25 protein-coding genes are annotated in these 24,323 nt (G+C 40.1%); 17 read left to right on the plus strand and 8 right to left on the minus strand.

Annotated features, from left to right (window positions below; all coding sequences use genetic code 11):
- Window positions 1-4: 4 nt before the first annotated feature.
- Both ABXZ32_RS02880 and ABXZ32_RS02885 read left to right on the plus strand, forming a co-directional pair.
- Window positions 5-847 (plus strand): aldo/keto reductase, encoded by an 843-nt coding sequence (locus ABXZ32_RS02880; RefSeq protein ID WP_354617177.1) that lies wholly within the window; start codon window positions 5-7, stop codon window positions 845-847.
- Window positions 848-1,004: 157 nt separating this feature from the next.
- Window positions 1,005-1,706: a DNA alkylation repair protein gene (locus ABXZ32_RS02885; RefSeq protein ID WP_354617178.1), complete on the plus strand. Its 702-nt coding sequence runs from the start codon at window positions 1,005-1,007 to the stop codon at window positions 1,704-1,706.
- Between the two features lie 362 nt (window positions 1,707-2,068).
- Here ABXZ32_RS02885 and ypfJ read toward each other — a convergent pair whose 3' ends face one another.
- Window positions 2,069-2,968 (minus strand): KPN_02809 family neutral zinc metallopeptidase, encoded by a 900-nt coding sequence (gene ypfJ / locus ABXZ32_RS02890; RefSeq protein ID WP_354617179.1) that lies wholly within the window; start codon window positions 2,966-2,968, stop codon window positions 2,069-2,071.
- Window positions 2,969-3,518: 550 nt separating this feature from the next.
- On the opposite strand from ypfJ, the gene ABXZ32_RS02895 reads away from it, so the two are divergent.
- Both ABXZ32_RS02895 and ABXZ32_RS02900 read left to right on the plus strand, forming a co-directional pair.
- Window positions 3,519-5,390, plus strand: a complete 1,872-nt coding sequence (locus ABXZ32_RS02895; protein WP_354617180.1) for a PLP-dependent aminotransferase family protein — start codon at window positions 3,519-3,521, stop codon at window positions 5,388-5,390.
- A 141-nt stretch (window positions 5,391-5,531) separates the two neighbouring features.
- Window positions 5,532-5,951: a hypothetical protein gene (locus ABXZ32_RS02900; RefSeq protein WP_354617181.1), complete on the plus strand. Its 420-nt coding sequence runs from the start codon at window positions 5,532-5,534 to the stop codon at window positions 5,949-5,951.
- Window positions 5,952-6,055: 104 nt separating this feature from the next.
- Here the strand turns inward: ABXZ32_RS02900 and ABXZ32_RS02905 are convergent, their stop codons facing one another.
- The 3 genes from ABXZ32_RS02905 to ABXZ32_RS02915 form a co-directional block, all read right to left on the minus strand.
- Complete coding sequence (locus ABXZ32_RS02905; RefSeq protein WP_354617182.1) at window positions 6,056-6,832, minus strand: DUF1206 domain-containing protein; 777 nt, start codon at window positions 6,830-6,832, stop codon at window positions 6,056-6,058.
- Window positions 6,833-7,072: 240 nt separating this feature from the next.
- Window positions 7,073-7,657, minus strand: coding sequence for a porin family protein (locus tag ABXZ32_RS02910; protein ID WP_354617183.1), 585 nt, complete (start codon window positions 7,655-7,657; stop codon window positions 7,073-7,075).
- 266 nt (window positions 7,658-7,923) lie between these two features.
- Window positions 7,924-8,472, minus strand: a complete 549-nt coding sequence (locus ABXZ32_RS02915) for a hypothetical protein (RefSeq protein WP_354617184.1) — start codon at window positions 8,470-8,472, stop codon at window positions 7,924-7,926.
- 304 nt (window positions 8,473-8,776) lie between these two features.
- Here ABXZ32_RS02915 and ABXZ32_RS02920 point away from each other — a divergent pair, with 304 nt between their 5' ends.
- Window positions 8,777-9,175 carry a response regulator gene (locus tag ABXZ32_RS02920; protein ID WP_354617308.1) on the plus strand — a complete coding sequence of 133 codons (399 nt, stop codon included), beginning with the start codon at window positions 8,777-8,779 and terminating at the stop codon, window positions 9,173-9,175.
- A 240-nt stretch (window positions 9,176-9,415) separates the two neighbouring features.
- On the opposite strand, the gene ABXZ32_RS02925 is transcribed toward ABXZ32_RS02920, so the two are convergent.
- From ABXZ32_RS02925 to ABXZ32_RS02940, 4 genes are all read right to left on the minus strand, one after another.
- Window positions 9,416-11,092 (minus strand): SulP family inorganic anion transporter, encoded by a 1,677-nt coding sequence (locus ABXZ32_RS02925; protein ID WP_354617185.1) that lies wholly within the window; start codon window positions 11,090-11,092, stop codon window positions 9,416-9,418.
- 47 nt (window positions 11,093-11,139) lie between these two features.
- Window positions 11,140-11,619 (minus strand): hypothetical protein, encoded by a 480-nt coding sequence (locus ABXZ32_RS02930; RefSeq protein WP_354617186.1) that lies wholly within the window; start codon window positions 11,617-11,619, stop codon window positions 11,140-11,142.
- 90 nt (window positions 11,620-11,709) lie between these two features.
- The gene (locus ABXZ32_RS02935; protein ID WP_354617187.1) at window positions 11,710-13,089 is read right to left on the minus strand and encodes a HAMP domain-containing sensor histidine kinase; all 1,380 of its coding nucleotides are present in this window, start codon (window positions 13,087-13,089) and stop codon (window positions 11,710-11,712) included.
- 11 nt (window positions 13,090-13,100) lie between these two features.
- Window positions 13,101-13,784: a response regulator transcription factor gene (locus tag ABXZ32_RS02940; RefSeq protein ID WP_354617309.1), complete on the minus strand. Its 684-nt coding sequence runs from the start codon at window positions 13,782-13,784 to the stop codon at window positions 13,101-13,103.
- Window positions 13,785-13,960: 176 nt separating this feature from the next.
- On the opposite strand from ABXZ32_RS02940, the gene ABXZ32_RS02945 reads away from it, so the two are divergent.
- The 12 genes from ABXZ32_RS02945 to ABXZ32_RS03000 all read left to right on the plus strand — a co-directional run bounded on the left by ABXZ32_RS02945 (window position 13,961) and on the right by ABXZ32_RS03000 (window position 24,311).
- Window positions 13,961-14,428 (plus strand): YybH family protein, encoded by a 468-nt coding sequence (locus ABXZ32_RS02945; protein WP_354617188.1) that lies wholly within the window; start codon window positions 13,961-13,963, stop codon window positions 14,426-14,428.
- Between the two features lie 115 nt (window positions 14,429-14,543).
- Window positions 14,544-14,993: an SRPBCC family protein gene (locus tag ABXZ32_RS02950; protein ID WP_354617189.1), complete on the plus strand. Its 450-nt coding sequence runs from the start codon at window positions 14,544-14,546 to the stop codon at window positions 14,991-14,993.
- 30 nt (window positions 14,994-15,023) lie between these two features.
- A complete protein-coding gene (locus tag ABXZ32_RS02955) occupies window positions 15,024-15,581 on the plus strand; it encodes a YdeI/OmpD-associated family protein (RefSeq protein ID WP_354617190.1) in 558 nt (185 codons plus the stop codon).
- A gap of 6 nt (window positions 15,582-15,587) precedes the next feature.
- Window positions 15,588-16,007, plus strand: coding sequence for a hypothetical protein (locus tag ABXZ32_RS02960; RefSeq protein ID WP_354617191.1), 420 nt, complete (start codon window positions 15,588-15,590; stop codon window positions 16,005-16,007).
- Between the two features lie 46 nt (window positions 16,008-16,053).
- Complete coding sequence (locus ABXZ32_RS02965; protein ID WP_354617192.1) at window positions 16,054-16,614, plus strand: VanZ family protein; 561 nt, start codon at window positions 16,054-16,056, stop codon at window positions 16,612-16,614.
- Between the two features lie 98 nt (window positions 16,615-16,712).
- Window positions 16,713-18,539: a DUF885 domain-containing protein gene (locus tag ABXZ32_RS02970; protein WP_354617193.1), complete on the plus strand. Its 1,827-nt coding sequence runs from the start codon at window positions 16,713-16,715 to the stop codon at window positions 18,537-18,539.
- A gap of 87 nt (window positions 18,540-18,626) precedes the next feature.
- Window positions 18,627-18,893, plus strand: coding sequence for a zinc ribbon domain-containing protein (locus ABXZ32_RS02975; RefSeq protein ID WP_354617194.1), 267 nt, complete (start codon window positions 18,627-18,629; stop codon window positions 18,891-18,893).
- Window positions 18,894-18,991: 98 nt separating this feature from the next.
- Entirely contained in the window at window positions 18,992-19,879 is an 888-nt protein-coding gene (locus ABXZ32_RS02980; RefSeq protein WP_354617195.1) for a hypothetical protein, read from the plus strand.
- A 31-nt stretch (window positions 19,880-19,910) separates the two neighbouring features.
- Window positions 19,911-20,756 carry an NHL repeat-containing protein gene (locus ABXZ32_RS02985; RefSeq protein WP_354617196.1) on the plus strand — a complete coding sequence of 282 codons (846 nt, stop codon included), beginning with the start codon at window positions 19,911-19,913 and terminating at the stop codon, window positions 20,754-20,756.
- Window positions 20,757-20,786: 30 nt separating this feature from the next.
- Window positions 20,787-21,329 carry a DUF4287 domain-containing protein gene (locus ABXZ32_RS02990; protein WP_354617197.1) on the plus strand — a complete coding sequence of 181 codons (543 nt, stop codon included), beginning with the start codon at window positions 20,787-20,789 and terminating at the stop codon, window positions 21,327-21,329.
- A gap of 71 nt (window positions 21,330-21,400) precedes the next feature.
- Window positions 21,401-21,859, plus strand: coding sequence for an FKBP-type peptidyl-prolyl cis-trans isomerase (locus ABXZ32_RS02995; protein WP_354617198.1), 459 nt, complete (start codon window positions 21,401-21,403; stop codon window positions 21,857-21,859).
- A gap of 271 nt (window positions 21,860-22,130) precedes the next feature.
- Window positions 22,131-24,311, plus strand: coding sequence for an amino acid permease (locus ABXZ32_RS03000; RefSeq protein ID WP_354617199.1), 2,181 nt, complete (start codon window positions 22,131-22,133; stop codon window positions 24,309-24,311).
- Window positions 24,312-24,323 lie beyond the last annotated feature (12 nt).

Genomic DNA, 24,323 nt, shown 5'->3' on the forward strand with positions numbered 1-24,323 from the left:
AATTATGGAAAAATATTTTAAATTGTACAATGATGTCAAAATTCCATCAATAGGTTTTGGGACCTGGCAAACACCCGAGGGGGAAACTGCAATAAATTCCATAAAACTTGCAGTACAAACTGGTTATAGACATATTGATGCTGCCGCCATTTATGGGAATGAAAAAAGTGTTGGTGTTGGTATAAAAGAATGTGGTCTTGACCGTGAAGAGCTTTTTGTAACGAGCAAAGTATGGAACACTGAACGTGGATATGAAACTACCTTGAAGGCTTTTGAAAAGACATTAAATGATTTGCAACTAGACTATCTTGATCTATATCTTATCCATTGGCCTGCCTCTGCCCATCAATTCAACAATTGGCGTGAGATTAATGCAGATACTTGGAAAGCCATGGAGAAACTTTACACCGAAGGAAAGATCCGGGCCCTTGGCGTTAGTAATTTTATGGAACATCATCTTGAGACTTTACTGGACAATGCAAAGATTAAACCTTCGGTCAATCAGATAGAATATCATCCAGGATGTATGCAAAATGCTTGTGTGAACTTCTGCACCGAGAACAACATCCTGGTAGAAGGGTGGAGCCCCCTTGGAAGAGGTAAGGTATTGGAGCATAAAATGTTGAAAGAGATGGCTTCTAAATATAATAAATCTGTGGCTCAGGTGTGTCTCCGGTGGGCATTGCAAAATAAGGTGCTCCCACTTCCAAAATCTACCACCCCTCATCGAATAAAGGAAAACTTCGTAGTTTTTGATTTTGAAATTTCAGCATCCGATATGAAAGCCATCAATCAAATGGACAATTTTGGAGGTTCTGGGTTACATCCAGATGCCATAGATTTTTAACGTCTTAACCTTGCATAAAATAAATCTGGCAGCAGGCTGTCATGAGTATCTTCCTCTAGCGCGAGGGTTACTATCGTGAATGTTGAGTAGGTTAGTTTGCACCTTGGTTGTGGGTCTGTTTTAAAGACAAGGGTAAATAGAAATCTCAGACTGTGAAATGAAAGTTTTAATTAAAGATATCAGGGAATCACTTGAAGGGTTTGCGGACAAAAAGCGGATTGAATTTGCTAAAAGATCATATCCGACAAAAATGCATGTTATCGGAGTAACGGTCCCAAATGTGAAGGTTGTCCTTAAAGAGTTAAAAAAGAAAACCAAATCGCTTAAAACTCAAGAAAAATTAGATTTGATAAGAAGACTTATCGATGAGGATGTTTTTGAATTACAACAACTGGCCTTTGAATATCTGCAATCAGAAAAAAATTTATATAAATCGTTGTCAGAAGAATTTATTGAAAGCATCGAGAAGAATTTGGACAATTGGATATCTGTAGATTATTTTGGAGCTATAGTGGTAGGAAGTGCTTGGAGAGAAAATATTATTGGCACAGAAAAAGTAAAGAATTATTTAAAATCAGATGATTATTGGATTAGGAGACTAGCGGTAGTTGCAACTATCTCTTTAAACCAAAAAGCTAGGGGTGGACTTGGAGATAGTAAACGGACATTGGAAATATGTAAACTGGTTGTTGACGACCATCAAGAAATGATAGTAAAAGCTCTTTCATGGGCCTTGCGGGAATTGGCAAAAATCGACAAAGAACCCGTAATCCAATTTATAAAGGAGAACGAAAACCGTTTGCATAAAAAAGTATTGCGGGAAGTAAAAAACAAAATAGAAACTGGATTAAAGAATTAAAAAAGCCAACTAATCTCAATAAACATTCAATATAATTGTGTAAGCAGGAATTTTTTATTGGTATAACCCTGGTTAACGTTAGCGTCACCCCCAGCGCTAGCGCAAGTGTCTCGCTCGTGCCTGCCCAGAATATTATAGCTGCTCATTGAACTAGTTCCCTATATCCATCTTTTGAGCACAGGGCAATTAAACCTCTTGAACCTCCTTCAAATACATATACTAATTCTAAAATAGTGGCCTGACTAAATGTGACTACATTGGAAGAGCATTAATATAAGGGAGATTTATAACCCACTCATTCTTCATATCCACTAACATTTACCTAACTGGAAGTTTTGTCGAGCAACGCAGTTACCCTATTATTAAAGTGATTTAGCATTAAAAGTATCCCCTTGGGATATATCCCCGGTTTCAAAACCCTTCTTAAACCATCTAATCCGTTGTTCTGAGGTGCCGTGGGTAAATGAATCGGGCACCACCCTTCCGGTCGATTGACGTTGTAATCGATCATCACCAATGGCATTGGCGGCATTAAGGGCCTCTTCCAAATCACCACTCTCCATTATTTGTGTCATTCTTTGCGAATGATTTGCCCAAACCCCGGCATAGAAGTCGGCCTGTAATTCCAATCGCACCGAAATCTTATTGAATTCAGTTTCGCTTAATTGCCCCCTCAAACGGTTCACCTTATCCATGGTACCCATTAGTTTTTGGACATGATGCCCTACCTCGTGGGCTATGACATAGGCCTGGGCAAAGTCCCCGGGCGCATTCATTTTGCGTTCCATATCCTCAAAGAAACTGAGATCCAAATATAACTTTTGATCCCCAGGACAATAGAAGGGACCAGTTGCACTAGATGCAGAACCGCAGGCCGATGAGACATAACCTGTAAATAGCACTAAGGTCGGCTCTTTGTAACCATCCAAAATTTTATTCCACACATCTTCAGTACTCGCCAAAACAGTGGCACTTAATTCGGCCTGCATATTTTCCTCTTTAGTGCCTTGATAGGATTCTGTAGATACTGCCTGCCTATCGCCACCGAGAAATAGATTTCCAAGAAAGTTTAAGGGATTGTTACCGGTAATAAAAGAAAATACCAATAACACTCCGACTATAATTAAACCCGTTTTAGAAAAAAGTAGCTTAACCAATGGGCCCAATAACATTGGATTAAACCCACCTATACCCCTACTGGATCCTGACTGACCTCTTTTATCTTCCACATTTGAACTTTGACGCCTACCTCTCCATTTCATGATGAATATTTTTGCTGTTAATTTTTATAAAACTGTAAGACATTCTCTCCATTAGGCAAATTATAAAATTATGAATCGCCTGTTGTCTATTAGTGCTCAATCACTCTGTCTTAAAATGAACCTCCTACCTCTCCAAGGTGAACTGGTAATCCATTATAAAATCAAATGTTCACTTCATTCAAAATCCAAACGTATATTTACGATTCGAAAGTATCCTAATATTTTGTTTTGGAGCATATTAAAAATACAAAATTAATAATGTGATAGTTGCTCAAATGATAATATAACTAATCCCATAAATAAAAAGATAAGTGGTTAAGAGCTTCAGTACCTTCTTATAATATAATTATCCCTGATTAGCCTTTAAAATAAGTGCTAGGAACAAGATTTACATTCTAGCTTTCACAAAGCATTTATTAGTTGACATAATTAAATATTTACGATAAAACTGCTGGTACCAACGGTTATCACAAAGCAACAAAACCTCTTGTAACATTCTTCAAATACATCTAATAATTGTAAATTGGCGGCCTGTCTAAAAGTGACCATAATGGAAGAGCATAAAATGTTGGATTATATAAAAGAGGTATTGAATAATATGCCAAAGGGCTGGGTGGGACTTACCACCCATCGATTGGATATTTACAATGAAGAGTTAGCCAAAACCCAGTTCTTGGATCAGTTTCAAAACTTATATAATAACAATATTGCTGATACCTCGGCACTTAGTGAATTACCCACTGCATACGATTACATTAGACTAGGCCATCCCCTATCCTGTATCTTGGAATGGGCCATTGCTAACCTAAATACCCTAAATCCGGAAGGTGTCATCAGTTTTAGCTCTAAGACGGCCCCAATTCTAGCTGTTTTAAGAAAGAATTTGCTAGAAGACAAGAACACCCAGATCCTCTATAATGGGGCCCTGCCCGATTTTTTTGATGCTGAGATCCTTAAGCGCGTTTATGGTTATCATTTTGATTTAAAAAAGGCGGACAGCCTTTCAGAAATTTCCAAGTTCAACGGCAGCACCATTTTCATTTCTCATCAAGAGGATTTTTCAACTGTTGATCTTACCCTGCCGAAGGCTAACGAGGTCGACTTCTTTATCACCATGTATGCCGACTTGGGGAGTGTCTTGGTCGTGAATGGACCGCAAAACGACCATTACATCTCAGAAATTCAGCATGTAAGAAGAAGAGAGACCATTGCAATGACCCCCATCAATTGTCTTACGGCCTTAGAATCGCTCGTAAGTCAATCTTCTTTTAAACCCCAGAAAAATAATTCAGATAGTCAACAGGAGGAAACTAACCAAAAACTGGTCCTAGACTCCATCAAAGATATTACAGGGACCACCACAACACCCTTGGTAGCATCCAGTGGGTTATCCATGCAGTATGCGATAATGATGGGGCTCATACACGATGCCTTGGAAAACTATCCCGGAAAGGCCATTAAATTTATTGTCCCCCCAAATTGCTATGGTGGCACAAATGATCAGGCAAGACGGGTTGCAGCTTGTATTGACAATGTAGAAGTAGTAGATCTCCCTGTGGATGGAGACAACGATATGGTCCAAAGCCTTGATTCCATTTTAGATAAAATTTCAAACGAAGATGCTATCCCTTATATCATCGCTGAAATTCCAACTAACCCTAGGGTGGAAGTTCCCGATCTTCAAAAATTAAAATCCGTCTTAAGTGCGGGCCGTAAAACAGCCAAGGGGGAAGTAGCTATCGACCCTGTTTTTATTTTAGATCAAACCTTCTGTCCCAATGTGCACTTTTTAGGGGAAGGCGAAATACTCTCAACCGTTAGAGCTATTTCGTATGCAAGTGGCTCCAAATTCCCAAGTGGCGGTAAATGTACTGCTGGCTATGGTGTGGCAAATAAAAAAGCGGAAGGCTTGATGGACAAGATAAACATGCATCTAAGACTTTGCGACAACGAGGCCACTGGGCATCAAATCGGAATTTTGGCAAAACAACTGCCTTCCATGAATCAGCGGATACAGGATGCCTATATAAATACCCGAGAATTTGTCACCTACATAAAGGAAACATTACCAGAGGCGAAAATCAATTTTGTTTCAGCAGAATTGGCACAACAAGGCTTTACTCCTTCTGTGTTTTCATTGGATCTTCCCACCAAAGGAACTACCTATGAGGAAAGGGAAGCTTATAAGAGGGCATTGAATTTGAAATTGATCAATTTAATGATTACTGAAATTCCCCAAGAAAGCAAGTATTGTGTGAGTTATGGGCAGCTGCATGGATGTTACTGGACTATCCCCGCAACATCTACTCAGGGAACTACCAAGGAGGGCGACAAGGATTATATTGCCCGTGTAGCACTTTCTCCCGATATGGATGTGGAACGCCATAAAAAGGTCTTTTTAGATTTTGTTGAAAATATTTGACACTATTGGTTAACTTGGTAAAAGCCCCCAGCAGTGCTTCCGTTGGAAGGAGTTACATGTTTGTATGATTAAAGTGTAAAAAAGAGTCACTACATTTAAACGAAGCAGAAGGCACAAATTTAATATACCAACCCAACCCAAATGAAGAGAATTCATTTTGATAATACGCAAGATTGGAGGGTTACATCCATTCTAATAGTGGCTGTAATATTCATCCTCCTTGGTTCTTTTGAGCCTTTTGAATTTGACAACCCCAATATTAATAAGGGAACTACTTTATTTGGTTGGTTCCTTTGGTTGGTATATTTCGGCAGAATGTTATTATACAAGAATTATGTACAGTGGAACAAAAAAGGAATCAGCATAAAAATCAACTCCTTTTGGGGCAAAAATCTGACTTATAACAATATTAAGGGATCGGAAATAATAGATAACAATACATTGATAATCACTAAAAACAGCGGCAACCAAATAAAAATTGACCTACAAGGGATTGTGGAAAAAGATGCCCTGAAATTACATAACCTCATTGCGGAACATACCCTTGAAAAGAAGGTCTAAAAAAGCTTTCTTGTACCCGGAGCAGGAGGCTCACTCTTATGTGAATTCAAAATTTAAAATGATGTAAGTGGTAATTTGGTTATGTTCTTTTGTCTGCACTTGAATCAATCATTAAACCTTCTATATTTCGCCTTTATAAACATATAGGCGCCATAGCAGATTAGTCCCAATGCCACCAAGCCGACAAGCCAAGGGCCTTCGGAATTTTGTCGTAAGAATGAAAATGCGTCTTCTGTTCCTTTAATATCCCCTTGATAAGCGGTATCAGCTGCCTTGAAAAAGAAATAGGCAACGATGCCAACTACAATCCCCCTAGAGATCCAACCTGCATAACCCAACCATTTAATGGTTTTAATAGTTTTCCTATTCGACATCTTATTCAAATGGAATTTGGACAGAAAATTTCCATTATAGACCTTCACAAATTGAAAGATGGACTTGATGGCCATCCCTACAGCAATTGCATAAAATATATAGGGTAGATATTCGGTAGGTAGCATTTCACTTTTAGCGCTTCCGCTGCTGTCAGATTGCTTAAATATTTCATAAAGTGAGAAAACACCCAATCCCAAATAGACCGTTCCGCTAAAGAAAAAACCTATGCGTTTGCCTATTCCTTTGTGATCGTTCCCAATATTCTCGGGATCTTTGATGCTCTGAAAGAATCTCCAATAAGAATAACACAATAATCCAAGGCCCAACAATCCCAAGAGCACCTTTCCGAAGGGTTGTTCCTCTAAAAATTTTATCACCCCCAGTTTACCTTCAGAAGAGCTGCCCATCCCAATGGCGGCACCGAAAGCCAATATCCCCGTTAGAGCGTACACTGCACCTTTAGCAACGTAGCCTGTTTTGGCGATATTTTTTATTTTGTTGTCCATCTTTCAAACTTTGCCCACAAGTTAGCCTGCCTGTCCCGTTTTTATTGCCCGAATACCTCTAATTTGTGCGCTAAATGCGATTTTATAGGATTCGCTTAATACCGAGGATGAAAACTTATACCCAGCAGAAGGTATCATGTTTCCTTCAGAAGTGGACATAAAAAATGTCGCCCACAAAAAGTGGGCGACATTAGTAAAACATAGCTATTAGAATACTTAAATTCCGAGTGTAGGTAGTGCTTAGGATTTATGCTTGAACAAATAAAAGACTCCAATTTGAAATCCTCTGTTGTAGTTTTTGGAAGAATCGTCCTCATTAATATTGCTAAGTCCCAAGTTATAACGTGCGTCTACTCCAAAACCTGATGCAGGATGCACATAACTTGCTCCTAAACTTAGGCCAAAATCGATGGTATTGAAAGAATCATCAAGATCTACTGTTACGCCATCAGCCTTGGCTTTGGCACTGGTTAAAAAACCAACTTGTGGCCCAGCTTGGATTCTAAATCCATTATCGTACATGTATTGGAAAAGAACAGGTACATTGATATAATCCAAAGATATTTTCACATCCCCGTTTCCGTCACTGGCTTTTGCCCCTTGTGTGGAATACACAATTTCTGGCTGTAGACCAAATCTTTCTGATAAGTGGATATGGCCCAAAAGTCCAATATTGTACCCTAATTTACCGTCGATGTCATCGGTGTCATCACCACCAATGGTATAGGAGTTTAATCCCCCTTTAATTCCAATATTTACTTCTTGGGCAAAAACAGAACTGGCTGTTGCCAATAGAACTACTAAAAAAGCAAAATATTTTTTCATAAATCAAATGTTTAAATTAATGTTTAGATTGTTATTTATTACACCGCGAAAGTACAATTTGAATTATTCTGTCTTGAATAAATTATTAACTCAAATGAATAAAAATGAGTTATAATTAACTCAATCCAATGTTGTTGATACCCTGTAAGTTTAGTCCGCACGCCAGCGACAGGTGGGTTAATGAGAAATACTTCAAAAAAAGCATTCCCTTAAACAAAAAAAGCCCTGATTGCATCAGGACTTTTATATTGTAATACTATTATAATCTAGTTTTTCTTATAAATTTTCACTTCCACCTGTTGGGTATCCTTATTGTAGTATTCCACAACAAAATCCCCATTGGCATTGAAATGTCCAATCCCGGAATGAGCTTCCCCATCTACGATATAATACCCATCGTTACTGGATGCCCAGGATTTTCCAATTTCTACAGATGCATCATCCTCTGGATTATAATTCATTCCAAAACCCTTTTCATTGGGAGAGAAAGCATATGTACCACCATCAGAAACAAAATAAGTTTCTGTGGTCAACATATTGAAGCCGGTACTGTCATCATTATCAACATAAACCTCTTTTTCTACTTTGGTAGTAGCCTTTACGCGACTTTGATCAATTTTGTCCTTATCACTTTTATCCAACTCAACGTTAGCTGTTTCTTTGGTCACCACTTTGACACTTTTCTTGGAAACCTTGTCTCCATGGTTCGTTTTAACAGTTTTAACTTCAGTCTCCTGTTTAACTTCCGTAGGTTTCTCTTGTGCGATTAGAGTTCCAGATAGTATAAGCGCTGCAATAAATAATAAATTTTTCATTTGTTTGATTTTTAAAATTATAAGCGTTGTTATTTTTCAGATTGCCACTGCACAAAGATCTGCATATGCCCCAGCTTTCGCGTTACATATTTTTCGAAAAGAGTTGTATAATTCACATATATTTTTCTCAAGACTATAGAATTATTGTAGATAAGATTGGAAAAACGCTACGATTTTGAGAATTAAACTTTGTAAAGGCTCCATATAACCCTATTATTACAATACATTCGGAAAAAGAGCATTTTTATTAATAACACTTTTAAAATAATTTACAATAATAAACAAGAAAGGCGCAATAATTATTATTGAAGATGACGCTGATGACCAAGAATTTTTTAGTGAAGTGTTTAAAGAACTCAATTATAAAAATGAAATTATTTTTTTTAATGACGGACAAGAAGCGCTTAATTATTTGATCGGCAATACCATAGAGCCCTTCATAGTTATTTCTGACATCAATATGCCAAAACTCAATGGCCTGGAGCTAAGAAAGCAAATTCATGAAAACGAGAGTCTACGTTTAAAAACTATACCTTACTTATTCTTTACAACTAGTGCTGCACAAGAAGCTGTAATTGAAGCTTATTCAAAATCTATTCAAGGTTTTTTTATCAAGCCTTCTAGTTTTGAAGGTTTAAAAAGTACAATAAAAACAATAGTTGAATATTGGCAAAAATGCGAATCACCAAACTATGTTGAGTAACTAGATAATGGAACAGATAAAATGTTCTAAAAATTTAGTCAGGTAACAATACCAAAAGGAACCTATTCGCCCGCCATTGATTGGAAGTGAATAGATTCCTAAGTAATTGAAGGTTTATTAAAGTCCAGTTGGTCCTGCCCAAAGGAAATATCGTCTACCTTATTTTGAAATGTGGGCAACAACAGAATTAAGTAAATTGTAAAAAACCACAGTGATACTTATACCGGGATCACCCAAAATTTAAACACCTTGTAGTTCCCTCACCTTTAATATATTTGAAGGTACTTTGGTGCCATTGGAAACCAGCGTTGGTGAAACATAATCGCCATTATCTGAAACTATAGAGGTTACATGTGAGGCAGAGTTTTCTATCTTGTATTCTTTTCTGAATCCAAAGAGTGTTACATTAATATTTCGCTCCCCTGCCCCTTCATTTACAAAATCTTTAATTAATTGAAGGACATCATGATCAATATATACCGTTCCAGAGGCATCTATCACAATTTTGCTTGCTTCAGGAAGATGGGCAAAAGTTTGTTTTATAGCGGCTTTATTCAAAAATGACACCTCCTGAGCCAATTCCATATAGATCGTTTCTCCCTCATTGTGCTTATCCTTTTTAAAGAAGTACGCTAATTTTAAATTTCCCCTTAGGATAAAATAAACACTAACGGCCAAACCTATTCCTACCCCCATCAATAAATCTGTCATAACTATTGCCACAACGGTGACCAGAAACGGGATAAACTGAAATTTCTTACTGTTTTTCCACATGTGGACAAAAATACGTGGACTGGCCAATTTATAACCTATTACCAATAAAACAGCAGCAAGCGATGCCAAAGGAATTTTATTCAATAAAAAAGGAATGGCCAATACGGCTAACATTAAGAAAACACCGTGGGAGATGGCCGCAATTTTGGTCTTCCCTCCAGAAGCAACGTTTGCCGAAGTCCGCACAATTACAGAAGTTACAGGAATCCCCCCTATTAAACAACTCAACATATTGCCTATCCCCTGGGCTTTTAATTCCCTATTGGTGTTGGTATATCTTTTCAATGGGTCCATTTTATCCGCAGCCTCTATACATAACAAGGTTTCTATACTTGCCACGGCTGCAATGGTGAAGGCGACCACCCAAATTTCTGCATTAGCTATTTGGGAGAAATCTGGCATACTGAACTGATTCCAAAATTGTCCCAAGGATTCAGGTACGGGTAGATTTACCAAATGATCTTGTTTAATGGCGAGTGAAGAGCCTGTAGCTTTGAAAATCTCATTTATTCCTATCCCTGCCAAAACAGCAACTAAAGCTCCGGGAATGGACTTAATTTTCTTCAAGAAAGGTACTTTTATAAAAGCGATCAATATGGATAAGGAAACCAATACAACGACTAATGCTCCAGGATGAATATAATTGACGGCCTTGGCCAACGTTACAAAAATTTGATGTTCCCCAGCTGCATTGATAAAGAAATAATCCCCTTCGTGCATTTCATCAAAACCTACCGCATGAGGCAGTTGTGATAAAATGATTATAATGCCTATAGCAGCCAACATTCCCTCTATCACATTGGAGGGTAAGTAATTTGAGAGAACCCCTGCTTTTATAAACCCTAGAATAATCTGGATGGCCCCAGCCAAAACACCGGCCAATAAAAACGCCTCAAACGATCCTAAGCTGGCAATTGCTGCTAAAACAATGGCTGTTAATCCGGCCGCTGGACCAGAAACGCTAAGTTGGGAACCACTGAGTGTCCCCACGACGATACCGGCGACAACACCTGAGATGATTCCTGAAAATAAAGGTGCGCCACTGGCAAGGGCAATACCCAAACATAGTGGCAAGGCGACCAAAAAGACCACCAAGCCCGATTTAATATCTGACTTTAAATATTTTGTTGTGAAATTTTTCATAGCTGTATTGATTATATAATTTGCAAGAACTATTGTGACACAATAGTTTAACTAAAAAGACTTAATATTGAGAATTTTCTTTGAGGGACCTCTTCTGTACACTCCATGGGAGCTTCAATGATATTTTTTACGTTTTTCTTAATGAATTTTGTTGTATCAAACCATTTTCGATCCTCGCAATACAGAGTTTTTTGTTTTGGAACAACGGCATCATGGGCATCCAGCTGTTCTAAAAAATTCCGGAAAGCATAAGAATTGATACCCGTAAATAGTTCGAAAGATATCCTTTCAATATTCTTCTTATGCTCCATATTGATTCGGTGTATGGATGCATTAAACTTCTCATTAAGTTGCTTGCGCACCTGTGTTCTTGTTCTGAATCGGGTAAGGTCCCACCGGGTATCCGGCAACTTATGGCCCGCGATCAAAATAATATCCAGTTTTTTGTCCGGGAAATTTAGAATTGCATATTCAATCAGTTGTAATGATTCAATGGTGAAATCTGTAGGAATTAGTACTTTTCTCATTCTACTAGCTTTTTTTTTGGCAAACATAATTGCCTAATGTTAGAGCCAGATAAGAGTGAAATTAGAACGAGATTAGAATATTGGGATCTCTTAGGAATTATAGGTGTTCTTATTGGGAAGTTTTATTTTTACTATAGTTCCCTTATCTATTTGGGAAAGAACCCTTATTTCTCCCGAATGCATTTTAATGACCCGATAAGCCAGAGGTAGGCCAAATCCAAACCCCTCAATACCCCTTACATTTGAAGCCCGAAAAAAGGGCTCATAGATATTCTTTAATTCATCCTCTGGAATGCCGACACCTTCATCTGTTACAGTGAACATGATGTGATCGGCATCTGATAAGATTTTTAAGATTACTTTACTGTTTTTCGAAAACTTACATGCATTCTCCAAAATATTGCTCAATGCTACATTCAATAGAGATTCACTACCCAAAAGGGTAATGGCTTCTTCATTTTCGGGCAAATCCTCAAAATCCAAGATGATTTGATTAAAGGGAATGGACATATCTAGGTTCTTTTTTATGTCCAACACCAATTCATCTGCGCGAATGACATCAATTACCAGTCCTTTGGAATCAAAATCTGTTTTGGCCAGTTTTAGAAGCCCGTTGACTAAAAAGTCAAGTCGAGAGGCCTCGAGGTCTATGTTTTTGAGAATCGCATGGTAATTCGCGGCACTTCTTTCTTTGTTGAGTGCAATCTCCGTCTGACCCAGGATGGCAGTAAGCGGATTTCTTAGTTCGTGGGACGCATTATTGATGAAGTTACTTTGCAGGTCGAAAGATATTTGTAGCCTATCCAGCATATTGTTGAATGTTCTTGACATATCGGTAAGCTCATCCCTGCCATTTGTAGTTTCCAAACGGAACGATAAGTTATCTGCACGTATGGAATTGACTTCATTGATGATTTTGGAAATAGGACTTAAAGCCTGCTTTGCATAGTATCTCCCCAAGATGAAGATAAAAACTATACTTACAAAAAATGCGATTATCAGAGTGTTCCGCAAATTATCAAGTTTCCCAACCCCATAAAGATCCCTCGCAGACAGTACAACAATAAAGTCCCCTTCATTGTCATGATAAAGCAATCCTGTGTAGTAATATTCCCCTTGCTTTAATTCCGCATATTCCTTAGTAAATATTTTACGAAAAAAACTTTCGGGCAATGTATTGTCCAGCTCAACCAATGGCTTTTTTAGAGCTGCATCTACAGGATAAATAACTTCCGTTTCATTGGGCAAAGTCTGTAAATGGCGAATCCTGATATCATCATAGATATCTATGTTTAATTCATCTGCCTCTAAATATGCTTGAGCTGCGATGGTAGCCCTTTGACTTAAGCGCAGATAAAATTCACTTTCCGTATATTCCTTTGAAATGTAATAAACAAGAATAAAAATACCAGTTAAAAACAAGCTGGTCAATACAATAAATACCGATGTGATTTTTGTTCTTAACTGCATAAAACGAAAAATCAATTTTTAAGAACATAACCCATGCCAATTACCGTATGTATTAGTTTTACTTCATAATTCTTATCTATTTTGTTTCTTAAATAGTTAACATATACGTCTACAACGTTGGTACCCATATTAAAATTAATATCCCAAACGCCTTCCAAGATATCAATGCGACTTAGCACTCTATTACTGTTTTCTAATAGATATTCTAGCAATCTAAATTCTGTAGAAGTCAGTTTAATCTCATTGCCGGCCCTTTTTACGATTTTAGCATCCCTGTCTAACTCTAAATCGTCTAAATACAATTTCTCATTGTTGTCTATTCTAAAGCCTTTGTGTCTTGTATGGGCTCTGATTCTGGCCAACAACTCCTTGAATTTAAAAGGTTTTACCAAGTAATCATCCGCACCGGCATCCAAGCCCTTGACAATATTATCCGTCGTGCCCAAGGCCGTAAGCATAATAATTGGGATATTGGCATTCCTTGTAGCCCTTATTTTCCTTGCTACTTCACGGCCATCCATCCCAGGGAGTATGACATCAAGAACCACCAAATCTATATTTCTTACATTCAGCAATTCCAGGCCTTTAAGACCGTCATAAGCCACTAATACCTTGTAACCAGATTCTTTCAGTCCTTGACTTATGAATGCGGCAACATTTGGCTCATCTTCTATGACTAGTATCTGCTTTGCGATTGTAAGTGTATTTTAGGGATTGAAATTGGACAAAGATAAATTATTGTCTAATTTGAAGTTCTTTAAAACATTAGAATTTAATTAGAAAAATAAACGAAGGTAATAAATGCTCAAAATTTGGTCATCCAACTTCTTTGTGCTTTCTTACTTATCTGCATGTAAAAACCATTCATTTCATGAAGCATATAAAAAGCAAAATCAGCCTCATGGCTTTCCTTCTTTTTTCTTCCTTTAATTTATTTGCCCAAAACTATTCGGGGGAACAAAAGGACATTGATGCCATTTTGAAGAACATCGAGAATTTTTCCCAATACTACATGAATGCCGATTACCCAATGTTGGCATCATGTTATACGTTAGATGGAAAAATATTTCCCAATAATGCCCAGATCATAGAGGGAAGAGATGCTATTGAAAAAAGATGGACACTTCCCCAAAGTGTTGCAATTTTAAAGCACCAAGTGACCCCCATAGAAATCAAGGTGATCAACGAGTATGCCTATGACTATGGGATATATGAAGGTGAGACGCTAAGGGCCAATGGGAGTACAATCTCTTGGAAAGGAAAATACGTGATTGTTTGGAAAAAAATAGATGGGGAATGGAAAATTTATTTAGATATCTGGAACGACATTAAAGCCTAAGGTTACAAAACTCTCCCTAAGTAAAACAAGATTTAAAGGTGAGCTCCAATCTCCTATTATGGAAATCCTTACATTTAAGTATCTTTAAATAGCGAAATTAGTACCTAAACATATCATGATTAAACAAGCCCGTGAAATCCCCATTATCGTAGAACAAGAATACAATGTGCCCGTTTCTTTACTTTGGGTTGCCATTACTAATCTGGATCATATGAAAGGCTGGTTCTTTGATAACATCCCCGCCTTCGAACCCATAGTTGGATTCCAAACCAGTTTTCCAGTGCATTTGGAGGAACGCACTTTTACCCATCAGTGGTCTATTATAAAGGTGGTGCCACTTAAAAAAATCACTTACCATTGGAGCTACTCAGAATTTGAAGGAGAAGGTTTGGTGACCTTTGAACTATTCGACGATGGGGACAAAAGCAGCCTCCGTCTTACCAACGTGGGGTTAGAAACGTTTCCAGACGATATCCCTGAATTTTCCAGGGAGAGTGCCGAAAATGGGTGGGATTACTTCATCAAACAAAACCTTAAAAAGTACCTTGAAACAAGCTTGCACTAGTCTAAACAAACAACCTTTAAGTCCCCTATAATGAATCAGAATTTTTTTGCGACCCCATCCGAATTTAGAAACTGGCTAGAGGCCCATCACGAAATGGATAAAGAAGTGCTGGTAGGGTATTACAAGGTAAAAAGCAACAAACCCAGTATGACCTGGTCAGAATCCGTGGATGTGGCACTCTGTTACGGTTGGATCGATGGGGTAAGGACATCTATAGACCATGAGCGGTATTCTATCCGATTTACCCCAAGAAAACGCAATAGCATATGGAGTGCCGTGAATATTAGTAAGATGGACGACCTCATAAAAAGTGGGAGGATGACCCAAAAAGGACTGGCAAGTTTTGAATTACGGCAAGAAAGTAAATCTCGAATATATTCCTACGAAAAGGAGCCCGAACTTCTCTCCAAGGCATATGAAAATAAGTTTAAGGCCAACAAAGGAGCCTGGAAATTTTTCATTGCCCAGGCCCCTTCATATCGATCCAAAATCATCCATAGGATCATGTCCGCCAAACAGGAGAAAACAAGGCTTGCCCGATTAGAAAATGCCATCATTGAAAGTGCCAATCAAAAACGCCTCAAATAAGAACTAATGCAATTTTTAAAACGGTTGCTCCTTGGTGCTTGTGCCGGTCTCGTTTCGGGAACCATCATTTTAGGCATTGGAGGGCGATTGGCCATGAGACTCATAGCCATGCTCGGAGGCCTTCCGGGAGGCTTTAGCTGGGGCGGGTCCTTGGAAGTGGTCGCTTTAGGATTACTTATTGGTCTCCTTTCCGGTGCCCTATTTGGTTTGATCGAAAAGTTAGGGTTTCAAAAACGTGCATATTCCGGCTTGCTCTACGGCGCATTGGTTTTTGGAAGTATCATCATCTTACCTATAGAAGGAAAAGGTGCCGCAGCTGGGTTCCCAAAGCTATTGCTTATTATCTATTTAATCTTTGGCAACCTATTTCTCTTATATGGATGGGCATTGGCCAGCCTATTTGATCATTGGTACTCAAGAACGTAAAAGGGGGCATAACCACCAATTAAAAAAGAAATGCTACCTTAATGTCATGGCTTTCTTCAGATCTTCTCGGGAAAAAAGACTTTGGACATGGTCCTTAGTAGTACTTATGGGGATTTATGCCACCCTTCTGATAAGCAAGCCCCTAATGGACAAAATGCGCGAAAGCGGAATTACCGTGGCAGGTTTTCTGGCTGTTATGTTCTTGGTAGCCCTTACCGTGGTCTTGCACGGTTTAAAAGTGAAGATGGGAAAAACCGAAATTATTGTCTGGATCGGTATTGGCGCTGTTTACCTGATGGTTTTGTTGCGAATTACCGTTCTAGTGGAGCGGAGCCACCTGATGGAGTACAGTGTCCTCGCTGTCTTTATCCACGAAGCCCTTATGGAACGCAAGAAACAAGGGGGGGAAATTGGTTTTCCGGCCCTCCTAGCCATAGGCCTGACCATCCTTTTTGGGGCTATCGATGAAGGCATACAATTCTTTCTACCCCACCGGGTCTTTGATATCCAGGATATCATTTTTAATTCCATGGCGGCCGTGATGGCCATGGGTTCCACTAAGGCACTGAGTTGGGCCCGTAAAAAGATCAATAGGGACAAAGGATGAGGTGGTGTTCCCGCTTCCAACAAAAATTAAAGGTCCGTTTCTACTTCCCACCAAAATCGATATATTTAATGATCAAACCATATTAGCCAATGCAACCTATGAAACTACTCTCCTCTACCCTTATTATCCTTTTGACAGTGCTCATAGGATGCAAAGATCAGAAGCCAGCCCCTGCACGGGATGATTCAGCCTCTTTGGACAGTCTGTTCCAAGAATATTACCACTTCAAGCAGCGCATCAACCCTATAGAGGCCAGCAAAGGTGGGGAAACCAAATACAACGATCATATTGCCAATTACATATCCGATCCATATCAAAAAGATCTAAAAACAAACTACGGACAATTTTTGGAGGCCTCCAAGAAGTACGATTCCACTATGGTCTCCCCTGCCCAATGGATGAGCCTAAAAGTATTACAGTGGGACTGTAACATAAAATTGGAGGGACTCAACAATAACTTGGTCACCATTGCCTCTCCCATCTACGATATGCCCAGTTTTGAATTGATGCCACTGGCACAGATCTCCTCCCTACAGTTGTACGTGGCACAACTGGCCACCGGAAAAAGCGTACAGCCTTTTCATACCGTAAAAGATTATGAAAACTGGCTGAAAAGGGTAGATGATTACCTTGTGTTTTTGGATACCTGTATAGTTAAAATGAAAGTTGGAATGTCCAAGGCCGTTGTCCTGCCAAAAGTGCTTACCGAAAAGATGGTTCCCCAATTGGACGCCTTCATCACTGATCCTGTGGAGGAACATTTATTTTTTACCCCCATTACCGCTATGCCCGAAGACTTTTCTAAAGAGGACCGTGAGCGGCTCTCAAAAGCTTACGGCAAAATGATTACGGATAAACTAAAGCCCAAATACAAAGACCTGCAACAGTTCCTCATCCAACAATATCTCCCTTCGTGTAGGGAATCCTCTGGCTTGGGTGCCTTGCCCAATGGGCCCGAGACCTACAACTATCTCATAAAATACCATACAACTACCAATATGACGGTAGACGAGATTCACGAACTGGGAAAAAGTGAGGTTACCCGCATCCTTATAGAAATGGAAAAGGCAAAAACCAAGATCGGATTCAAAGGGGATATCAAATCCTTTTTTGAGCATATCAGATCCCGAAAAGATCAGATGCCCTTTACGGAGGCAAGTCAGGTGATTGATAATTTCAACAGCATTAAAGACAGGATAGGCCTAAAACTAAAGGACGTTTTTGATATTAGTCCAAAAGCCGATTTTGAAGTAAGGCGGACCGAAGCCTTCCGCGAAGCGTCGGCAAGTGCAGAATACGTTCCCGGCACCAAAGATGCGTCCAGGGCAGGTATTTTTTATGTACCCATTCCCGATGTGGCCTCCTATAACAAATATTCCGATGAAGCCCTCTTTTTACATGAGGCGATCCCAGGACACCACTACCAATTGTCGTTACAACAAGAAAATACCAATCTGCCCGAGTTCCTTCATCCCGAAAGTATGGGCGTGTTTGTAGAAGGCTGGGCCCTCTATGCTGAATCCTTGGGGAAAGAACTGGGGCTTTATGAAGATCCCATCCAATACTTTGGGATGCTGAGCATGGAAATGCACAGGGCCATTCGTTTGGTGGTAGATACCGGGATCCACGGGAAAGGGTGGACCAGGGAACAGGCGATACAATATTCGTTGGAAAACGAAGCCGAATCAGAAGCAGCAGTAATTTCCGAGATTGAACGCTACATGGCCACTCCGGGTCAGGCCTTGTCCTACAAGATAGGCCAGTTGAAGATCAGGGAATTGAGGACCAGGGCAGAATCTGCCTTGGGAGAAGCTTTTAGTATCCAGGAATTCCACAACCAGGTACTTAATTCGGGGAGCCTCCCGTTAGTGCTCTTGGAGGAAAAAATTGAGGCATGGATCAAAAATGGGGGCAAGAAAAGCTAGTCCCGTTTTGATAGCTGAAGGAGCCAAGACATTGCTAATGAGCGTAAAATCCCTTAACTTAAGGTGATTTTCTAAAACGTCAGAGTGATGAAAACATACAAGAATTGTCAAAGTTGTGGCATGCCCATCCGTAAAGACCCCAAAAAAGGCGGTTCCAATGCAGATGGCTCACGTAGTTTAATGTATTGCAGTTATTGTTATCAGGATGGTGCATTTTCCCAACCCGACTTTAGCGTGGACGACATGAAAAAGTACTGTGTCGGGAAAATGAAGGAAATGGGATTTCCCGGGATGGTAGCTCGACTCTTTGCCGCAGGCCTTCCCAGACTGGAACGGTGGAAGAACAACAAATAGAAGCATATCCTTTGTGTCAGTTTATACCCAAGTAAATTCCAATACTCATTAGGTATAATTTTAAGTAGGAGGTATCCACCAAACAGTATAGTAAGTATATGAAAAATCAAAATTCAATTTCACGAAGATTCGCACTTAAAAGTTCTGTTTTTGGATTATTGGCGGTTTCCATACCTAGTGTGGTCTTCGCGAAAAATATGGTTTCAATAGATCAGAAACCCATTATAAAAGAAGGATTGTCTCACGGATATCCGGCTATAGATGATGATATTGTTGCCCAAGTTGTTGGAGCCTCCCACTCCAATTTAGAAAAGATCAAAACGATGGTTTCGGCACGTCCAGAATTGTCACGGGCAACGTGGGATTGGGGTTTTGGAGATTGGGAAACGGCCATAGGTGCCGCCTCCCACGTGGGCCGTAGGGACATCGCCCAATTTTTAATGGAACACGGCGCCCGTCCAGATATTTTCACCTATGCCATGTTAGGGGCATTGCCTGCCGTAAAATCAATGATAGAGGCCCAACCGGGGGTACAAACTATTGCAGGACCACACGGAATCAGCCTTTTGCAGCATGTAAAAAATGGACTGCGTTTTGATGGGCTGACCCAAAAGCAAAAAAATGACAATCAGGCGCTGATAGACTATTTGGAAAGCTTGGGCAATGCAGATATTCAAGTAGAGAATATGGCGCTTAGCGCCTTGGAAAAAGAAAGATACCTTGGGGATTACAAATATGGCGATGGTCCTGAAGATGGATTTAGCATTAAATTAAATATGAGAGATAACCTATCTTTTGGCAAACTTGGCAATTTTGGAGGTATGCTCTACAGAACTGGAGTGGACGAATTTATTTATAATGCCATGCCGACGGTGAAAATTGTATTCAACAAGGAGAGCAATAAAGTCACCGGCCTTACCATTCACGAACCAGACTTCACCCTGACAGCAAAAAAGATGGATGAATCGCTTGGGTCAAAACAGTAAAATTTGAAACTGATCAAAACGTAAGACAACAATGAAAATAAGGACTGTTTTTTTTATGTTCCTATGGACTACCTTGGTATGTTCCCAGTCCTATGATATCTATGTCAGCGATGCCGGCAATTTCGACAAACCGCCATGGCAAATCCTAAAATTCAATCAGCAAGGTGAAAATCCGACCGTATTTATAGACACCCATCTTAACTGGCCTCAGGATATCCTCTTTTTGGAAGATAGCAAAACGGTCCTGATCTCAAATTTGGGCAGTGGCACCATCACAAAACACGATGCCAATACAGGTGCTTATATTGGAGATTTTGCAAAGGATATTTCTGGTCCCACCCGCACAAAACTCGGTCCTGACGGATTGTTGTACGTGTTGCAATGGACAGGGAACGGTAAGGTCCTCAGGTTTAATCTGGATGGCAACAATTTGGGAGAATTCACCAAAGTAGGAGTGCCTCAAAGTATAGGGCTCGATTGGGACGCTCAAGGGAATCTATATGTGTCTTCCTATAAAGATAAAACTATTCGCAAATACGATGCAAAAGGCAATGATATGGGAATTTTCATCGATTCAAATTTAATGGGTCCCACCAACATTTGGTTCGATGCGGAAGGGGATCTCTTGGTTTCGGACTACAACGGCACCTCTATAAAACGCTTTAGTGCCCAAGGGGCCTTTAAAGGTGATTTTATGGTGGGCTTGAAAAACTCTGAGGGCATCGCCTATACCCCAGAAGGCAATATTCTAGTGGGGAACGGGAATACCCATTCCGTAAAATTATTCGACCACATGGGCATCTATATTAAAGATATTATAGCCAATGGCTCGGGCAAGCTACTCACTCCCAATGCAGTGGTAATCAGGCACAAATAACACAAGACAGTATCACTAATAATTAAAACTATGGACAAAGCATTACAGACCATGATTGACAATATGCCTGAAAAAACGGGCAAATCCCTTCAGGAATGGAAAAAGCTTTTAAAGGCCAAAGCCTTTGCCAAACATTCGGAGGCCATGAATTTTCTAAAAAAAGAACATGGGGTGACACATGGGTTTGCCAATACCATTGTTCTTCTATCCAAAGACAAGGGTGAAGCCCCGGAGGATTTGGTGGGCAATCAATATCAAGGTAAGGAACAGCTACTTCCCATTTACAACAAACTCATTGCCATCGTTGAGCAATTTGGTCCAGATGTAGTCATCACCCCAAAAAAAGGGACCGTTAGTCTCATTAGAAAAAAACAATTTGCTTTGATAAAACCAGCCACTAAAACTCGAGTGGATCTAGGCTTAAAACTGGTGGGCAAAGAAGAAACCACCCGTTTGGGCAACTCGGGTCCCTTTGGCGCCATGTGTACCCACAGAGTTCAAATTACGTCTGTTGATGAAGTAGACCAGCAACTCGAAGATTGGCTAAAAGAGGCCTATGAAAAGGCAACCTAGATTAGGGCACTAGCATATGGACAATGGTATCGGTATTTTGTTATATTTGTGCCTTCAAAAAAGCAGTCCCTATGAGATATTCAATGTTGGCTTTGGTCTTTATTTTCTTCATTTCTTGTGAATCGGATAAAAAATCGGAGGACATCGATTACGTTGCCAAAAACGATCAAGAAATTACCGCTTATATCGCCGAAAACAACTTGGAGGCCCAGAAAAGCAATTCAGGATTGTATTATGTGATCAACGAAGAAGGAACAGGGGCACAACCTACAGCAACTTCCAACGTCACCGTGGCATACACGGGTTATTATCTCAACGGGAATGTATTTGATAAAAGTGATGCAAATGGTATTTCCTTTGGGTTAGACCGAGTAATCAAAGGATGGACAGAGGGCATCCCTTATTTTAAGGAAGGTGGTAATGGAATCCTACTGGTACCTGCACATTTGGGCTATGGAAACAACAACTACAGTGGAATACCTGGAGGTTCAGTGCTTATCTTTGATGTAAGCCTAATCTCGGTCAATTAAAACCCATATTTTTTTAGAGTCCGTCTGAATTTGACGGACCTGTCCAATAGTCATTATCTTAAATGGCTATGTCTTCCACGTTAAAAAATTTACTTAACTTTAAGAGAAGTAACCTATCGGACTTCTTAAGTTGAAGGATGTACGTATGTATATCCAACTTCCTTCCCCCATTATTACGGTCCGGAACCAATCATGGGATCTGAATGACCAATTGTAACCGGTATTCTGAAAGCCCAGATCTGCAGGCAGTATGTGTTTTTATAAATAACCGATGATGACCAAAAAAACATTCGGAACTTTTGCTGGTGTATTCACTCCCACGACCCTGACAATTCTTGGGGTCATTATGTATATCCGTCAGCCTTGGGTAGTGGGCAATGCGGGAGTATTGGGTGCAGTTGCCATTGTATTATTGGCCGTTGCCATCACCCTGACCACGGCCCTGAGCCTCTCCTCCATCACCACCAATGTGCGTATAGGAAGTGGTGGCGCTTTTAGCCTTATCTCACAGTCTTTGGGTCTGGAAATTGGCGGTGCCATAGGTATCCCGTTCTATTTTGCCCAATCTATAGCCGTTGCAATGTATATATTCGGTTTTCGGGAAGGACTGCAGACCCTTGTTCCAGGGGTGAACCCCATCATCTTGGACCTCCTTATTTTTGCCTTGGTCATGGGTATCGCCTTTATCAGTACCAGTTTTGCCTTTAAAATACAGTATGTTATTCTGGGAATCATCGTCCTCTCCCTCATCTCCATTTATGGTTCTCTATTCGTGAATGAACTAAACTTTAATTATGAGTGGTTCGGCACCTATCCGGGTTCCATAGAAAATGATTTTGGGGGCTCATCCTTTTGGATCGTCTTTGCCGTATTTTTCCCTGCAGTAACCGGGGTCATGGCCGGGGCAAACATGTCTGGAGACCTAACCAATCCACGGAAGAGTATTCCCTTGGGGACCATAACCTCCGTGATCCTCACAACGGTAATCTATATCAGTTTGATTTTTGTTGCGGCCATGATCGCCACTCCGGAAGAATTGGCAAAAAACTACAACGTTTTTATAGACAAGGCCCTTTTTGGCCCCATAGTCCTCGCCGGACTTCTAGGGGCTACCCTTTCCTCTGCCCTGGGGTCTTTTGTTGGGGCTCCCCGCATATTATTGGCCTTAGGTGAGAAGAACATCTTGCCCAAAAGTCAGAAATTGGCCAAGCTATCGAAAAAGGGGGAACCTGTGACCGCCATGATGGTGACAGCGTTTATCGTCCTGTTCGGTATTTCCCTGCGGAACCTGAATACCATTGCCCCTTTGCTCACCATGTTCTTTATGATCACCTATGCCATGGTGAACGTTGTGGCCCTGGTAGAACAGACTTTGGGCCTGCCCAGTTATAGGCCGACCTTAAAAATACCCTTGATCATTCCGGCCATAGGGGCCTTTGGTTCCATAGCTATTATGTTTATCCTTAATGTTTTGGTAGCTCTGTTTTCCCTCATCTTTATCCTTATATTTTACATGTATTTGGTACGGATGAACATTAAGTCTGCCGCTGGGGATTCCAGAAGTGGACTGTTTACCGCTCTTGCAGAATGGGCCACCAAAAAGACCAATGCCCTGAGACCTCAGCGAGAGGTACGTTCATGGCGCCCAGATCTTCTGATACCTATGACCATGACCAAGGAACTGAGGAGTTCTTACAAGCTCATCCATTCCATCATATATCCTAAGGGCTCCATCAAAATATTGGCTCTGAGGAACGAAAATGAAACCGAACAGCGGAATATTGAGAGCTTTCTTAGAAATGCCATCCAGAAATTCAAGGAAAACGAATTATCAGCCTCCTACACCGTAATTGACAATACGGATTTCAATACCACCATCAATGTGAGTATGCAATCCCTGAATGCCGCCTTTTTTAAACCCAACATTGTGTTTGTCAGCGTAGACTCCCTGGGAACCAATTTCTCCTATTATGACCGACTCCTCTTGGACGCCAAGAAAAACAGTTTTGGGACCATTATCTATATCCCTTTTTCCACTGCCAGTCTGGCCATTGAAAAGAGTATCAATCTATGGATGACCAACATCCCTATTGATTGGAAGGAAACTTTTAGCGTAAGAAACAACAACCTCTCTACCTTAATAGCCCTTTTGATCCGCAGAAACTGGAAAGGATCTATTGAAGTCAACATTCTGAACAACAATCCCAATATGACCATCACCCACACCGATATAGAAGATTTGAGGACCATGGTACGATTTCCCAAGCATACCAGTATCTCCATCAAACAAGGGGATCTATTGGAAAATGTCAAAATGGAGCGCAATACGGATGTGAACATCTTCAGTATTGAAAATGGAATGACCATTGAAACCATGGTGAAGATGGTCAACGAATCCCGTATCTCTGCCATCTTTTGTGCAGATTCAGAATTTGAAAATGTCCTGGTCTAAAAACCATTTTGC

Origin of the sequence: Sediminicola luteus (assembly GCF_040566555.1) — a bacterium.
In the GTDB taxonomy this organism is placed as follows: Bacteria; Bacteroidota; Bacteroidia; order Flavobacteriales; family Flavobacteriaceae; genus Sediminicola.